Genomic DNA, 14,385 nt, shown 5'->3' with positions numbered 1-14,385 from the left:
ACTTATGGCAATTATCATTGGAACTAGCGGTAACGACACCCTACAGGGCACTTTAGATTACTACGATAACTACGACACTCTAACTGGTGGCGGTGGCAACGATATATTTCTTTACGGCGGCTCAAACTACATTAATACGATCCCCGATTTCGGTGGAGTAGGTAAAGGAATAAACCCCACAGCAGCAGTCGTTGCCGAAGTAGATATCCTAAGTTTCCAGAACTACAGTGGCTTCACTGCTCAAAACTTGCTCCTCACCCAGAATGGCACAAGTTTGTCAATTAACTTTCAAGGGTTTGGTAATACCGGATTTATCCTGGAAAATTTTGCCCTGTCCAACCTTGATAACCTCAGCAAATCTACTGGAGCCACTGTAGATTTGGGCAATATTCTGTTTTATGGGCAAACTACCATCACCGACAGCTTTGATGTCTTCGATGCCAACTTCACCCAAAACACTGTCTTTAAAAAAAATACAGTCACTTTCCTAAACGACCTAGACAACAATGTTAGTGGATTTGACAATTCAAATGATGTCATCAATGGTCAAGCAGGTGATGACATTATTGAAGGCTTAAGTGGCAATGATATTTTGAGGGGTGGTGCAGGCAATAATACCCTCAACGGTGGTGTTGGTGACGATACTCTGTATGCTGACTCTCCCTCAAGCAATAATCTGTTTAATGGTGGCGATGGCAATGATTTTCTTTCCACCTCTGGCAGCGACGAATACAACTACTACTTACTAGACTACGACGATCGCTCTTTAGGCAATAATACCCTCAACGGTGGTGCTGGTGATGATACTTTAAATGCTAGCGGTTCATTTGGCGATAACCTCTTAGATGGAGGCGACGGCAATGATTCTCTCTCCATCTCTGGGAGTGGAAGCAGTGAAGAGTATTCAGCGTCTATCTCTGGCTCAGAAGGCGATAACATCCTCAAAGGTGGTGCTGGTGATGATACCTTGAGCGCTAGTGGATCGTCAGGCGATAACCTGCTTTTTGGAGCCGATGGCAATGATTTTCTAGACATCTCTGGCTATGTTTACCAATATTTTGACTCCTACTTCGGCTCTCGTTCATCTGGCAAGAACCTGCTTTCTGGAGGCGATGGCAATGATACTCTAACAGCCTCTGGTGCCACTGGTAATAACACCCTCAACGGTGGTAATGGCGATGATAGCCTTACAGGCGGTGGTGGTAAGGATAGCCTCACAGGCGGCGGTGGGAAGGACAAATTTGTTTACAATGGCTTAAGCAACGCAACTGATACTTACAGATACCTCGACATAATTAATACTGGCACTACTACAATCGCTGATTTTACTGGAGTAGGTAAAGGAACAAACCCCACAGCAGCAGTCATAGCCGAAGTGGATACTCTAATATTCCAGAACAATAGTGGTTTCACTGCCAAAAATTTGCTTCTCACCCAGAATGGCACAAGTTTGTCAATCAGCTTTCAAGGATATGGTGATACCAGATTCATCTTGGAAAACTTTGCCCTGGAAAACTTGGATAACCTCACCAAATCTACTGGAGCCACTGTAGATTTAGGTAATATTCTGTTTTATGGGCAAACTACCATCACCGACAGCTTTGATGTCTTCGATGCCAACTTCACCCAAAACACTGTCTTTAAAAAAAATACAGTCACTTTCCTAAACGACCTAGACAACAATGTTAGTGGATTTGACAATTCAAATGATGTCATCAATGGTCAAGCAGGTGATGACATTATTGAAGGCTTAAGTGGCAATGATATTTTGAGGGGTGGCGATGGCAATGATACTCTCAATGGGGGCGATGGCAATGATACTCTCGATGGTGGCGATCGCAATAATATCCTCAATGGTGGCAATGGCGATGATTCCTTTAATTTCGGCTCCCTATCGACGTTAGTAACTCAAACAGTAGACGGGGGAACAGGTAACGACTTTTTGTCTTTGAGTTATAGCAGTGCTACCACCGGAATTACTTCGACTTTCAACCCTACTAATAACACTGTAGTAATTTCAACAACGCCGGACACAACAGTGTTTAGTTACAAGAATATCGAACAATTAAATATCACAGGTACAAACTACGATGATTATCTAGTCGGAAGCACTGGTAATGATACGCTCCGCTCAGGCAATGGTAACGATACAATAGATGGCGGCGCTGGTGAAGATTTCTTAGATATTAGTCTTTCAACAGGGGATCACCTCCTCAATGGAGGCGATGGTAACGATTCTTTAAAGGTCTTGAGTTACATTCAAGATGAATTCGGAAATTACGTTCAGGGTAGCGTATCTGGCAATAACACTCTCAACGGTGGTGTTGGTGACGATACATTAAATGTTAGCAGTTCAACAGGCAATAATCTATTAGATGGGGGCGACGGTAATGATTCCCTGATCGCCTCTTATACCTCAGGTAATAACACCCTCAACGGTGGTGTTGGTAACGATACATTAGATGTCAGCAGTTCAAATGCCAACATATTAGATGGGGGCGATGGTAATGATTCCCTGATCGCCTCTGGTGCGACTGGTAATAACACCGTCATAGGTGGTAATGGTGATGATACTCTCACAGGTGGCAGTGGCGATGGTATCCTCATCGGTGGCAAGGGTAACGATCGCCTCTTTGGAGAAGGTGGTACTGATACCTTTGTTTTCAATAGTTTCGATGAAGGTCTCGATTTGATACGTGATTTCGGTGCCGTTAATGAACCGAATGAAATAATTCAGGTGTCGGCTGCTGGTTTTGGTGGCAGTTTATCAGCAGGTGTACTTAAAGCAAGTCAGTTTACACTTGGAGAATCCGCAACTACTAGTAGCCAGCGATTTATTTATAACTCCACTACAGGTGCATTGTTCTTTGACTCTGATGGTAGTGCAGGCGCATTTACTCAGGTACAATTTGCCGGATTATCTCCTGGGTTGTCACTAACGAACAATAATTTTGTGGTTGTTTAATCGTTATCCTCGATGTAATTGAACGTGAGTTCGATGAACCTCTCCCACGGGGAAAGGGAGGAGCAACGAGATAATTAGGGTTTTGGCTTTCCTCTGGGTGTCCAAGAGGGGTTGGGGGAGAGGTCAAAAAAGGGCTTGTCGAACTCATTCTCTAGCAAACTTTGCGGTTCTAGATTTTTTCCCCTTGAGGCTTTGATAGTGCTTGTAGTTCTTCCCAACTATAGTGACTAGGTAATTCAATTGGTTTGCGATCTGCTCCTAATCCTAAGCTTACTGTCGGCTGGAGTTCTTCAATGAATTGCTCGGTGTATCCTGCCAGTTCATTGGCTGCAACTCCAAGTGCGATCGCACCTGCAACGCCACCAATTGCAGCACCAACCTTACCACCAATTGAGCGGCCTAGTGCGGCTCCGGCAATTCCGCCTCCAGCTGCTCCCAATCCTGTTGCAATAGGATGAGTATTTGGGGGCGTTTGATTTTCATGTTCTTGGTTAGAAGTAGAGTGTTCTTCGTTCATAATCTGTTTCTCCTTGAAACTATAATCAGCATGAAACTACTTCTGGCTCAGGTGTACTAGCTTTCTACTTCAATCCAGGACTTACGCACTCAGATCCCCCAACCCCCTTAAAAAGGGGGCTTTAGAAGTTCCCCCCTTTTTAAGGGGGGCTAGGGGGGATCTAGGTTTCAGGCTTCAGTGCGTAAGTCCTACAATCGTTCAGCTATGCGTTAGGGAAGCGTTGCTGTAAGCAGATCGCCAACGCGCAAAGCATTTGCCATAATCGTGAGCGTGGGGTTAACTCCCGAATTTGACGGAAAGAAACTACTATCTACAACATAAAGATTCTCGACATCATGAGTACGGCAATTGAGATCCAGTACTGAGGTTTTAGGATCTGTGCCAAATCGACAACTACCGCATTGATGAGCAACTGCTTGTTCTGGTATATGAGTGCGGGGATAAATGCTAAATGGCAAGACGTGTTTAGCAGAACCTGGGATTGACTTGAGTACAGATGTCCATCGGTGAATTAAGCGATCGCTTGCTTCAATATTATTCAATGTATAGTCAACATGAATCTTGTCGCCTACCACCCGAATCCGATTATTCGGGTCTGGTAAATCCTCTGTTTGCAACCACCAGCCAACCGATCGCTCGGCCAGCAAATGGCGCTCAAAATGAGGAATCAGCTTGACAAATGGAGCCATCAGTGGCGGTGCTTCTCCGGGAATCATATCAGCTAGGACATTACCTGTATTCTGCACCATGCCCATCGGATAAGGGAAATCCGGCTCTCCCCAGTAAAAATCATTGACCGCGATCGTTTTTTGAAAGTTGGCGTGATTCACCTCTAGATGTATGGAAACGATCGCGGTTTCCAACTGTTTCATGAAATTCCGCCCCACTTGATCGGAACTATTTGCTAATCCGTTGGGATGTTTGTCATTAGCAGAGCGTAACAGCAAAGCCGCTGAGTTGACAGAACCACAGGCAACAACCACAATATCGCTTGTGAACCAATGTTGCTCTCCTGCAATTTCAGTTTCTACCTTCGTCACTTCTCGCCCCGAATCACTGGTATGCAGCCGCAAAACTTTGGCGTTAGTTAAGAGAGTAACATTGGCATATTTTTCACGAGTCGGACGAATGGCGTTGACATCGGCATCGGCTTTTGCGTGTACGAGACAAGGGTATCCATCAAAAGTATCGCAGCGAATGCAGGGACTCTTGGTGCGATCGCTTTCATTGAGCTTTAATCCTAGTGGTAAATGAAATGGGTAATAACCTAGTTCCCGAATGCCATCAGCAAGGGACTGCATATCTGGCTCATGACTCACTGGCGGATAGGGATATGGTTCGCTGCGAGGTGGTTCGGTGGGGTCTTCTCCTTCCTGTCCATGCACGTCATACAGCTTTTCTGCTTGGGTGTAGTATGGCTCAAAGTCTTGATACTTCAAAGGCCATTCTGGAGAAATTCCTCCTTTATGAATTACCCTTTCAAAATCTCGCTCCCGGAATCGAATTAGGGCTGCACCGTAGAGTTTGGTATTGCCACCAACCCAGTAGCCTGTCTGAGGTTGAAAGGCTTTACCTTCTTTGTCATACCATTCTTCATGTGTATGGTAACGATGTTTTTGATAGACTTCCTCTGGATTCCAGTTAGCCTTCTCTCTCGGTAAAAAGTCGCCTCTTTCCAGTACTAGAATTTTTTTACCTGTGGGTGCAAGGCGGTGGGCTAATGTACCTCCACCGGCTCCTGTACCGATAATAATGATGTCGTAATGTTCCGTGATGCTAGTCATAATTGATAATTAGTAATTTCATATTAATTACGGTTTAATTTATTTGATGCCACAAAGTAATTTGGCAATATTTTAAGTTAATTTATAAGTTTTATCAAAATTTAAATAGCTCTAAAGACAGATTCTTATGCTTAGAATAAAGCTTTAACTACAATCTTGCTTCTTTCTAATGGGTTAATATTTATTTATGTCTAAAGACAGGTTAATATTTCATTTTAATTTCATTTTTTCTTTATATTATGTGAATTAACCATATAATCTCTTGAGAAAATTAACAAATAAATTTAACTTGACATTTTTTGCTAAACCAGCAATTTGATTGTCTGAAAAAATATTTAGTTTTTAATACAAATACTTTTGCTGTTAACAAAAATAGTCTGTTTTGGTGCAATCTATATCTATGGTGCAATGTTATTTGAGAGTAAGAAAATAGAATTAATTTTGTAATAACTAACTTCAATTTTGTATTTAGTAACTGATGAAAATAGCTAGAAATTTTACATTCATTTTGTTACACGATATTAAATATACATTTACAGTATTTTAGTATTAATTTAGACCTGCTATTTATCGTCAGTAGCCAAGTTAAATAACAGAAGATTTCTATGCCTGAAGCCATTGAGATTTATGACGATCGCCTGCGTGCTATTGTACGCCCAGAAGCCTCACTTCAAAAGCTTGCCAACGGTGCAGTCCATAGCGAGGGGCCTGTTTACTTCCATGAAGATGACAGTGTTGTATGGAGTGATGCTCACGGCAATCGCCTGTTGCGGTGGAGTCCCACTGACAATGTGACTGTCTTACGAGATCCATCTGATTACCAAAGCGGTAATTATCGAGACTTGGAAGGTCGTCTGGTTGCGTGTTCCTCTGGTTTGCGTGCTATTATCCGATGCGAACAAGACGGTGAATGGAAGGTTTTAGTCGATCGCTACCAAAACAAACGCCTGAACAGTCCAAATGATTTGGTAGTCAAAAGCGACGGCACAATTTGGTTCACCGATCCGCCTTATGGGATTACCGAGCCAAATCAAGGTTACGGCGGCGAACAGGAACAACCTGGAAGTTACGTATATCGCTTTGACCCGGTAACTGCTGAGATTTATCCTGTAGTAACAGACATGGTGCGCCCTAATGGGTTGGCTTTCAGTCCAGACGAAAGCCTTTTATATGTTTCAGATACAGCCGCGTTTAATATTCCTGGGGGGCCTCATCATATTCGCGTCTATGAGGTTGTAGGCAAGCGCTATGTAAAGAATGGGCGTGTATTTGCAGTCATTGAGCCAGGACAACCAGATGGACTGCGGGTTGACGAATATGGCAATGTTTTTACTACCTCTCAAGATAGCGTGCAGATATACGCCCCCGATGGAACTCGCTTAGGAAAAATTTTTGTACCGGAGACATCAGCTAACCTGACTTTCGGTGGTAAAGAAGGCGATCGCCTATTTATCACAGCCGGTCATTCGTTATATGTTATCGACTTTAATACCCGTGGTGTACAACTATGATTTATCAATTTGGGTTGGGTGTAGCGATCGCTGTTTTCCTAGCTGCATTTAATTTCCCACAGCTAAGTCCACACTTGTTAAGTTCACTTTCTCCTGTGTATCCTGACGGATTTCCAGGATTGGCACTTTTACTTCTCAGAGTTAGCCTTGGCTGGTTGTTTATACTACATGGCTATCCCAAGATAACGCATCTTCGACGGTGGGCTGAGTCTCTAAAAATGCCTGTCTTTCTTTGCTTTTTATCAGCTGCATCAATGTTAGGTGGCGGAATTTTTCTGATTATTGGATTCCTCACACTCTTAGCAACTTTGCCCATTCTTTGCTCAATGATTTTTGCGATATATTTGCACATCTCTGGAAGTAAGCCTTTTGTAGCTCAAGATCCATACTTAATTCCTCAAGAACAATATCAAGGTGCTTTAGGACAAGGTGAACCCCCAAGTTGGGAAAAGGCTTTTATGTATTGCGTTATGCTAATTGCGATCGCGGTTTTAGGCCCTGGTGCTTATTCGCTGGATACTTTGATTTTTGGAAGGTGAATTATCATATTTATGATTCAGTTATTAACAACGCCACATCATAAAATTTAAACTTTTGATCTACAGTAATTATCGTTAGACCTTCTACCAAAGCCTGAGCAATTAACATCCGATCAAAAGGATCTTTATGATACATTGGCAAATCAGCAACCTTTATTCCATGTGCCAACGTAATCGCTAAAACTTCTAATCGACTAAAGTGCAAAGCCTCCTCTAAATTACTAGGAGCTATTAACTTTCCTAAAGACTGTTTAATCGAAATTTCCCAAGCACTAATAGCACTGACAAAAATTAAATTTTCAGGATTAGTAATTATCTCTCGTACCTGATTTGACAACTTAGAATCATTTTCTAAAAACCATAGCAGGATATGAGTATCTAGCAGAAAACTCATTAATCTTCCCCATAAAAAGCAGCAATCACCTCTTCGGAAGTTTCATCAAAATCATCAGAAATCTTAACCTGTCCTTGCCAAAAACCTGCAACTCTGGGTTCTAAGATATCTTCACTAATCATCACCATCGAGCCATGATTTAAACTTGCTTTTTCAACTATAGACTCTGCTTGAGACAGAGGTAAAACCTTTGCCCAAGGAACCCCTTGACGAGTTAGCGTAATTTCAATATTATTTTGGATATCTGATAATAACTCAAGTAAATTATCAGATAAGTAAGCAATATCGAAAGTTTTTTCTGACATTTTTATTTATGTCCTACTCACTACAAGCATTATAGCCAATCAACGACCTACCGCTTCCCACATCAAGATTCCGCAATTAGCAAGATTGCGTGTCCGTCAGGATCTTTAACTAAACAACCTTGCCGATAAGGACTTGTACTATCTGCAAACTGTACAATCCGCGACGATACAAATTCAACCCCGTTACGCCGTAGTTTATCCACTAACTGCTCAAGATTATTTACGACAAGCTCAATTTGCATATGTGCAATATCGCAGCTTTTCCAGTCACTCGGTATTGGGCGGCCTTTTTCAGGCACAATATAGTCTAACAGTTCAATTCCCATACCATCTTGAACAGGTCGTAGTGCTGTAATTTTGACTTCGGCTCCTGGTAAATTATCCAAGCGAGATTGGGTTGCACCCCAGTTGAGACTGCGACTATCAATTTGCATTCCCAAAAGGTCGCGATAAAAGTGTAGACTCTGCTCGGTATTGGAAATAGCGATTGCGCTATGATCGATTCCCAAAAACAAGCGATGACTATTTTGATGCCACTTATCTTGTCCTTTATCAGGCGGAAACCAAATTAACTCTAAATCATGACCATCAGGGTCTTTAAACTTAAAAGCGCGGACACCACCAGATGCTTTATTCTCAGGTGGTATTGTCTGGGGAGCAACTGAAATTGGTTCAATGGGAAATGAACGCAAGTGAGCATAAGCACGATCCATATCACTCACTACAATCGCCAGATGTTGAAACCACAAATCATTACTTTGTGAATCGCTGGGGATGGATTTACCCTGAATATTAAGATACTCCATCAACTCGATAAGTTCATCACCTAATCGCAAAGTGACAATGCGAATTTTTGCCCCAGTCACACCTTCTAAGTCGCTGTAATCCTGTCCTTCAACAGTAATGTCAGAAACTAATTCAAAAGCAAGTGCTTGTGTATAGAAATCCAAAGAGCGATGTCTACGACGGGCTACGCCTACGCAGTTTGTCACTGTTAAGCCAATAGCTCTAATTCTTTGTACTTGTACATTGGTTTGACTAGACATATTCAACAGACTTTGTACTTATTATGTACTAGCTTTGCAAAAATTCAATATGAGTCTTGCATAAATCAATCAGTATCAAAAATATTATAAAATTTATCTCTAGCTGAAGAAAGACATGCAACTGAATTTATCCTTTAAAGATTTCATCCAATAATGAAATCGTGATGAAATTTTTATAGTTCTTTCGGTAGAGATATTTATTATCCTAATGGCTAGAAGCGTTAATTCTTGCAAATCTCTAAAGTCATGCCAGAATCACCAAAATAGCTAGTTAAAGAAAACTTGCCGCTTGTTGGAAACGGGGAAATTAAAACCACAGATTAGTTAATTGAAAATGCCTACAAAAGTTACTGTCAATTTTGGATGCCTGCTGCTGGTATTCCCTGGTTTATTGCCGTTTTTGGACGTGACTCAATAATTGCTAGCTTGCAGGCGATCGCACGACGGTTGCGGTTGATTAGTGGCAATTATGGCGCAACTCGCACAGACTCCGACTATAAAGCAATTCTGTTGCTTGAGGTAGTGATGGGGGCAGCTAACTAACAGTTCAAAACCGTTATCTTTATCTAATTAAATAGTAACGAAAGATTAAGCATAGCAAATGACTGTGTGCCATTACTCAAAGTAATCTTTCTTAAGGCAAATGGATAAAAGTGAAGCTAGGGAGTAAAATATTTGAACAAATTAAAACTGATTTAATTCAGAACAAATAATATGTTGAGTATACTTTGGGGTATTGTTGTTATACTGGTTGCTTTTTGGGCATTAGGACTGGCACTTCATATTGCCGGAAATCTCATTCATGCAGTGTTGCTTTTAGCTATTGGTCTTGCTATCTATAATTTTTTCAAAACGCGTGATGTGTGAATAAATATAGTATTTCCTCATCGTAGTGAAGGTACATTATAGTCCTTTCCTCGCTTGCAAAGAGAGGTTAAGGATGCAGTTCTTGTACCTCACTCATTATCTTGGCAATTGCAAACAATTGAAGAAGAATTCAGCTATTCTGAATCCAGGAGCAAAGCCGGAGATAATAGACTTATTGGCATTTGTCGGGAAAAGGAGAAGGGGGAAGGGGGAAAAGGTTCTGTATTGTCCCCTTCCCCTTTAACCAAAACCTTTTCCCCAAGAGTGCAAAAAGCACAAATGCCAAGAGGTCTAACGATCTATTGCAGTCTGCATAATACAGCAAAAATACTTTTATAAGGCGGGCAAGACTTTGGCTTTGTTCAGTCGAATGCTGCCCACCTCATAAGTAATTGGATGTTTTTATTTGAAAGTCCCTCTGAGAACTTTTAAACTAGTGCTGCCGTTGCTTTTAATCTAAAAATCTTCTCAATTACATCTTCTACTACCTTATCAGGTGTAGAAGCACCCGAAGTAATGCCTACAACAATTTCCCCATCAGGCAACCAGTTATCTGTAGTTATTAACTGCCCATTTAATTGCCGATGTTCAATAGAAGATACTGATTTAAGGCGTTCAACAGTATCAATATGGTAAGAAGGAATTCCTCGCTCAAAGGCAATTTGTTGCAACTGAGTAGTATTCGAGGAATTAAACCCACCAATTACTACCATCAAATCTAAATTATGTTCCACTAATTCCAACATGGCATCTTGCCGTTCTTGAGTGGCATCACAAATGGTGTTGAAGCTTTGGAAATGCTGATTTAACTCAGTGGGGCCATACTTCTGTAACATAGTCCGCTCAAAAAGCTTGCCGATTTGCTCAGTTTCGCCTTTAAGCATGGTAGTTTGGTTAGCAATGCCAACTCTTTCTAAATCGCGATCGGGGTCAAATCCTGCTGAACAAGCTTTCGCAAATTTTGTCAGAAATTCTTCACGGTTGCCACCATTGATAATATAGTCAGCAACATATTCTGCTTCTTGCAAATTTAACACAATTAAATACTTGCCAGCGAAGGAACTAGTCGCAACTGTTTCTTCGTGCTTATATTTACCGTGAATTATTGATGTATAATCGATTTTTTTGTGTTTTTCTACTGTATTCCAAACTTTAGATACCCAAGGACAAGTTGTATCAACAATTTTGCAGCCTTTATCGTGAAGTATCTGCATTTCTTGAACGCTAGCCCCAAAAGCGGGTAATATGACCACATCACCAATTCCAACAACAGAAAAGTCTTTATTCTTTTCTTGAATGGGGATGAATTCTACTTCCATCTCCTGCATCCGCTTATTTACAGAAGGGTTGTGGATAATCTCGTTAGTAATCCAGATGTGTTCTGTGGGGAAATGCTGACGAGTTTCATAGGCCATGGCCACAGCACGTTCTACACCCCAGCAAAAGCCAAAGGCTTGTGCTAGTCGGATTGTTACATCACCCCGTTGCAGAGTGTAATTGCGATCGCGAATTTCCTGAATCAAGTTACTCTGATACTCAGATTGCAACTGCGTGGCAACTTCTGCTTGATGACCAAAGCCCTTGCGATTGTAATTTTCTGAATGTTGGAGGTTGCGCTTAAAAGCTTTTGTATCCATTAGATTTGTCTACTTAAACTCACTATTTCTTATTTTCTCGCGCCTAGACGCGATTGATACAGAGTTGTCTTCAAAGATATTACTTCTTTTTGGGCTTTAGCCTTTTTCTCTCGCAGGACGTTGACGCTGGGGTTTTAATTCAATCTCGCTATAAATCTGCAATGCAGAACGCCAAACCATATAGCCTTCAGGACTTAAGTGTAAGCCATCAGTAGTAAATTCGCGGCGGAGATTTCCTTGCTTGTTGGTAAACAGGGGATGTAAATCGAGGTATTTGACACCTTTTTTGGTAGATATGCTTTGTATTTGCTGATTCAACTCCCGAATGCGACTGTTGGCAACAGCCAATAGTTTATCTCGTCCTTTCCAAGTTGCTTCTTCTGCCCCATGTGGCAAAATCGATTGGACAACGATTTGCGCTGTGGGATGAGTCTTTCGTAAATAATTGATAATTTGCTGCTGATTATCTAAAATTTCTGCATTGCTCATGCCCCGAATTAGGTCATTAATGCCAATCATTACAAAAATCACCTCTGGCTGGGTGCGGTCAAATATTTTTAATCTTTTTAAGAGTCCGTTGCTGGTTTCGCCAGAAATTCCTTGATTGAGCCAATTTTTACCTTCGGGTAATAACTCAGGGGGAAACCACAAACTCAAAGAATCTCCCGCCAGGATGGTTAAATGCGGAGGATGTTGGTCAGCAGCGACCTTGGCTTCTTGGTTGAGGATATCTATCCATTCTTGATAAGTGAGTTGGTGACGGCGACCTAAATCAGGTGTAGCAATTTGCGGTGAATTATTCAGGTTGATTGGCTGTGGGGATGCGATTATCCCAAAAAAAGCGGCCAATCTCTGCTGTTGCCAAATGAGCAGAATGACCGCCAACATTAGGATACCGTTGGTTAACAGCGAGAAAAATGCCCAGATAGGAAAGGTTTTAAGAGATGTAGACACGACTAGCGAAATTTACCAATTATTTGAATCAAATTTTAACGCTAGCGATCGCAAATTACACAATCTTAAATTGGGGATTGGGGATTAGGGATTGGGGATTGGAGAAGCAAACAGAAAGTTCTTTCCTCCAAACTCTAAACTCCTAACCCCTAACTCCCAACTTCTAACTCAGCACTCTCTATTGAGTAGGACGATCGCCAAACTCGGAGTTGTAACCTTCTTCGCCGTGTTCGTTGATATCCATACCTTGCAATTCAGCTTCCTCTTTGACTCGCAGCCCGACTGTAGCATCGATAACTTTGAGAATAATCCATGTACCAACACCTGCGATTACATAGGCAACGACAATTGCTACTAGTTCAACTCCCAATTCACCCAAATTACCACGCAGTACTCCATCTTTACCTCCTCCGTTGACTTGAGTCGTGGCAAAGATAGCCGTCAAAATCGCCCCTACTGTACCACCAACCCCATGCACGGGATAAGTATCTAAAGCATCGTCAATTTCTAGTTTGTGCTTGAAACTGATCGCGTAGAAGCAAACTAAGGCGGTGATAAAACCAATTAAAATCGCTGATAACGGAGGGACAAATCCAGCGGCGGGGGTGATACCCACCAAACCAGCGACGGCTCCTGTAGCTGCTCCCACGGCGGTTGGTTTACCTCGTAAAACGCTTTCCAAAATTAGCCACATTAAAGCCGCCGCCGCCGCCGCTGTATTAGTAGCAACAAAGGCTGTTGTTGCTAAATTTGTTATTACATTACCAGAAGTTCCACTGGCAGCAGATAGGGCACTTCCAGCGTTGAAACCGAACCAACCAAACCACAGCAAGCCAGCACCCAGCAAAATAAAAGGAACGTTGTGGGGCGGGCTAAGACGATCGGGATGGGTTTTCCGAGGGCCAAGGACGATCGCAGCTACCAAGGCTGAAACGCCAGAACTAATATGAACTACTGTGCCACCTGCAAAGTCGAGGGCACCCAATCCACCGTACAAACCCAAGAATCCACCTTTCGCCCATACCATGTGGGCTAGAGGAGCGTAAACAAAGGTTGACCACAGGAGGACAAACAGCGAATAGGCGCGAAAACTCATCCGCTCTGCGATCGCCCCAGAAATTAAGGCTGGGGTGATAATGGCAAACATGGCTTGGTAGATCATGAATGCCTGATGGGGTATTGTGCCGGCATAAGAGACGACTTCTGGCGGGTTTGACCCTTTGAGATAATCGGTTATCTCTAATCCGACACCATTCAAACCCAGCCATTGCAATCCACCGATAAATGGTAAACCTGGCGCAAAGGAAAGACTATAGCCCCACAGAATCCAGGTAACTCCGACGATTGCCATTAACACAAAGCTCATCATCAATGTGTTTAGGATGTTGCGCGATCGCACAAATCCACCATAGAAAAACGCCAATCCTGGTGTCATTAGCAGCACAAGTGCTGCTGAAATCAGCATAAATGCTGTGTCTCCAGTATCAGCAGTAGGTGGGGCAGCAGTTGGGGTTTGGGCAAAAGCATTGCCCATCAACGGCCCTCCTAAAAATAGTAGGGTGATAGCTCCAATCATCACAACTTTCTTCAACACTTTTTTTTCTTCCTAAACACCAAGAATTTGTATCCTTAACTACATTTGATTACTTTTATTGACACATTTTTGTCTTGAAAGTTACTTAACTTGAATTTTCTTGAAATGTTAACAAAAATATATACCTGATTGTAGTTGCCAAGATTTAAATTAGCGTATAAACACGCAATCATTACATTGCATCTTTTTTTTTAAAGAATAGAAGAATAGTATTTTATTCAAGCCGGACAAAATTACGAATTTTTAGTTACTTACTGTTACAAACCAAAATA

Annotated in this window: 13 protein-coding genes; 5 read left to right on the top strand and 8 right to left on the bottom strand. The window is 41.9% G+C overall.

All coding sequences use genetic code 11. The features are described 5' to 3' along the window. The first annotated feature begins 4 nt into the window (after positions 1–4). Entirely contained in the window at positions 5–2,965 is a 2,961-nt protein-coding gene (locus tag RM049_RS06220; RefSeq protein ID WP_322703553.1) for a calcium-binding protein, read from the top strand. A 169-nt stretch (positions 2,966–3,134) separates the two neighbouring features. On the opposite strand, the gene RM049_RS06215 is transcribed toward RM049_RS06220, so the two are convergent. Then, positions 3,135–3,482, bottom strand: a complete 348-nt coding sequence (locus RM049_RS06215; RefSeq protein WP_322670176.1) for a hypothetical protein — start codon at positions 3,480–3,482, stop codon at positions 3,135–3,137. A 209-nt stretch (positions 3,483–3,691) separates the two neighbouring features. Continuing rightward, positions 3,692–5,266, bottom strand: coding sequence for a GMC family oxidoreductase (locus RM049_RS06210; protein WP_322703552.1), 1,575 nt, complete (start codon positions 5,264–5,266; stop codon positions 3,692–3,694). 605 nt (positions 5,267–5,871) lie between these two features. On the opposite strand from RM049_RS06210, the gene RM049_RS06205 reads away from it, so the two are divergent. Then, entirely contained in the window at positions 5,872–6,777 is a 906-nt protein-coding gene (locus RM049_RS06205; protein WP_322703551.1) for an SMP-30/gluconolactonase/LRE family protein, read from the top strand. Next, positions 6,774–7,316 (top strand): DoxX family protein, encoded by a 543-nt coding sequence (locus tag RM049_RS06200; protein WP_322703550.1) that lies wholly within the window; start codon positions 6,774–6,776, stop codon positions 7,314–7,316. The genes RM049_RS06205 and RM049_RS06200 overlap by 4 nt, the downstream gene beginning before the upstream one ends. A 10-nt stretch (positions 7,317–7,326) precedes the next feature. Here the strand turns inward: RM049_RS06200 and RM049_RS06195 are convergent, their stop codons facing one another. The 3 genes from RM049_RS06195 to RM049_RS06185 all read right to left on the bottom strand — a co-directional run bounded on the left by RM049_RS06195 (position 7,327) and on the right by RM049_RS06185 (position 9,061). After that, entirely contained in the window at positions 7,327–7,710 is a 384-nt protein-coding gene (locus RM049_RS06195; RefSeq protein ID WP_322689312.1) for a type II toxin-antitoxin system VapC family toxin, read from the bottom strand. Beyond that, the gene (locus tag RM049_RS06190) at positions 7,710–8,015 is read right to left on the bottom strand and encodes a hypothetical protein (RefSeq protein ID WP_322703549.1); all 306 of its coding nucleotides are present in this window, start codon (positions 8,013–8,015) and stop codon (positions 7,710–7,712) included. The genes RM049_RS06195 and RM049_RS06190 overlap by 1 nt, the downstream gene beginning before the upstream one ends. A 62-nt stretch (positions 8,016–8,077) precedes the next feature. Beyond that, a complete protein-coding gene (locus RM049_RS06185) occupies positions 8,078–9,061 on the bottom strand; it encodes a VOC family protein (RefSeq protein WP_322703548.1) in 984 nt (327 codons plus the stop codon). A 363-nt stretch (positions 9,062–9,424) separates the two neighbouring features. On the opposite strand from RM049_RS06185, the gene RM049_RS06180 reads away from it, so the two are divergent. Continuing rightward, on the top strand, positions 9,425–9,604 hold the full coding sequence (locus tag RM049_RS06180) for a hypothetical protein (protein WP_322703547.1): 180 nt from the start codon (positions 9,425–9,427) through the stop codon (positions 9,602–9,604). A gap of 171 nt (positions 9,605–9,775) precedes the next feature. Beyond that, positions 9,776–9,928, top strand: coding sequence for a lmo0937 family membrane protein (locus RM049_RS06175; protein WP_322670168.1), 153 nt, complete (start codon positions 9,776–9,778; stop codon positions 9,926–9,928). A gap of 428 nt (positions 9,929–10,356) precedes the next feature. Here RM049_RS06175 and RM049_RS06170 read toward each other — a convergent pair whose 3' ends face one another. The 3 genes from RM049_RS06170 to RM049_RS06160 form a co-directional block, all read right to left on the bottom strand. Further along, positions 10,357–11,565 (bottom strand): 4-hydroxy-3-methylbut-2-enyl diphosphate reductase, encoded by a 1,209-nt coding sequence (locus tag RM049_RS06170; RefSeq protein WP_322670167.1) that lies wholly within the window; start codon positions 11,563–11,565, stop codon positions 10,357–10,359. A gap of 96 nt (positions 11,566–11,661) precedes the next feature. After that, positions 11,662–12,519 (bottom strand): SGNH/GDSL hydrolase family protein, encoded by an 858-nt coding sequence (locus RM049_RS06165; RefSeq protein WP_322689308.1) that lies wholly within the window; start codon positions 12,517–12,519, stop codon positions 11,662–11,664. A gap of 178 nt (positions 12,520–12,697) precedes the next feature. After that, a complete protein-coding gene (locus tag RM049_RS06160; protein WP_416212618.1) occupies positions 12,698–14,095 on the bottom strand; it encodes an ammonium transporter in 1,398 nt (465 codons plus the stop codon). Between the last annotated feature and the right edge of the window lie 290 nt (positions 14,096–14,385).

This window comes from Nostoc sp. DedQUE04 (genome assembly GCF_034530995.1).
Taxonomy (GTDB): domain Bacteria; phylum Cyanobacteriota; class Cyanobacteriia; order Cyanobacteriales; family Nostocaceae; genus Nostoc.
The sequence above is the reverse complement of the archived record's forward strand: the minus strand, read 5'-3'. Positions and strand labels throughout refer to the sequence as shown.

What these genes read in the sequence shown, in the direction of transcription:
- RM049_RS06180 (WP_322703547.1), top strand. Translation starts at nt 9,425, where the DNA reads ATGCCTGCTGCTGGTATTCCCTGGTTTATTGCCGTTTTTGGACGTGAC.
- RM049_RS06160 (WP_416212618.1), bottom strand. Translation starts at nt 14,095, where the DNA reads ATGATTGGAGCTATCACCCTACTATTTTTAGGAGGGCCGTTGATGGGC.
- RM049_RS06205 (WP_322703551.1), top strand. Translation starts at nt 5,872, where the DNA reads ATGCCTGAAGCCATTGAGATTTATGACGATCGCCTGCGTGCTATTGTA.
- RM049_RS06170 (WP_322670167.1), bottom strand. Translation starts at nt 11,565, where the DNA reads ATGGATACAAAAGCTTTTAAGCGCAACCTCCAACATTCAGAAAATTAC.
- RM049_RS06215 (WP_322670176.1), bottom strand. Translation starts at nt 3,482, where the DNA reads ATGAACGAAGAACACTCTACTTCTAACCAAGAACATGAAAATCAAACG.
- RM049_RS06195 (WP_322689312.1), bottom strand. Translation starts at nt 7,710, where the DNA reads ATGAGTTTTCTGCTAGATACTCATATCCTGCTATGGTTTTTAGAAAAT.
- RM049_RS06200 (WP_322703550.1), top strand. Translation starts at nt 6,774, where the DNA reads ATGATTTATCAATTTGGGTTGGGTGTAGCGATCGCTGTTTTCCTAGCT.
- RM049_RS06190 (WP_322703549.1), bottom strand. Translation starts at nt 8,015, where the DNA reads ATGTCAGAAAAAACTTTCGATATTGCTTACTTATCTGATAATTTACTT.
- RM049_RS06220 (WP_322703553.1), top strand. Translation starts at nt 5, where the DNA reads ATGGCAATTATCATTGGAACTAGCGGTAACGACACCCTACAGGGCACT.
- RM049_RS06175 (WP_322670168.1), top strand. Translation starts at nt 9,776, where the DNA reads ATGTTGAGTATACTTTGGGGTATTGTTGTTATACTGGTTGCTTTTTGG.
- RM049_RS06210 (WP_322703552.1), bottom strand. Translation starts at nt 5,266, where the DNA reads ATGACTAGCATCACGGAACATTACGACATCATTATTATCGGTACAGGA.
- RM049_RS06185 (WP_322703548.1), bottom strand. Translation starts at nt 9,061, where the DNA reads ATGTCTAGTCAAACCAATGTACAAGTACAAAGAATTAGAGCTATTGGC.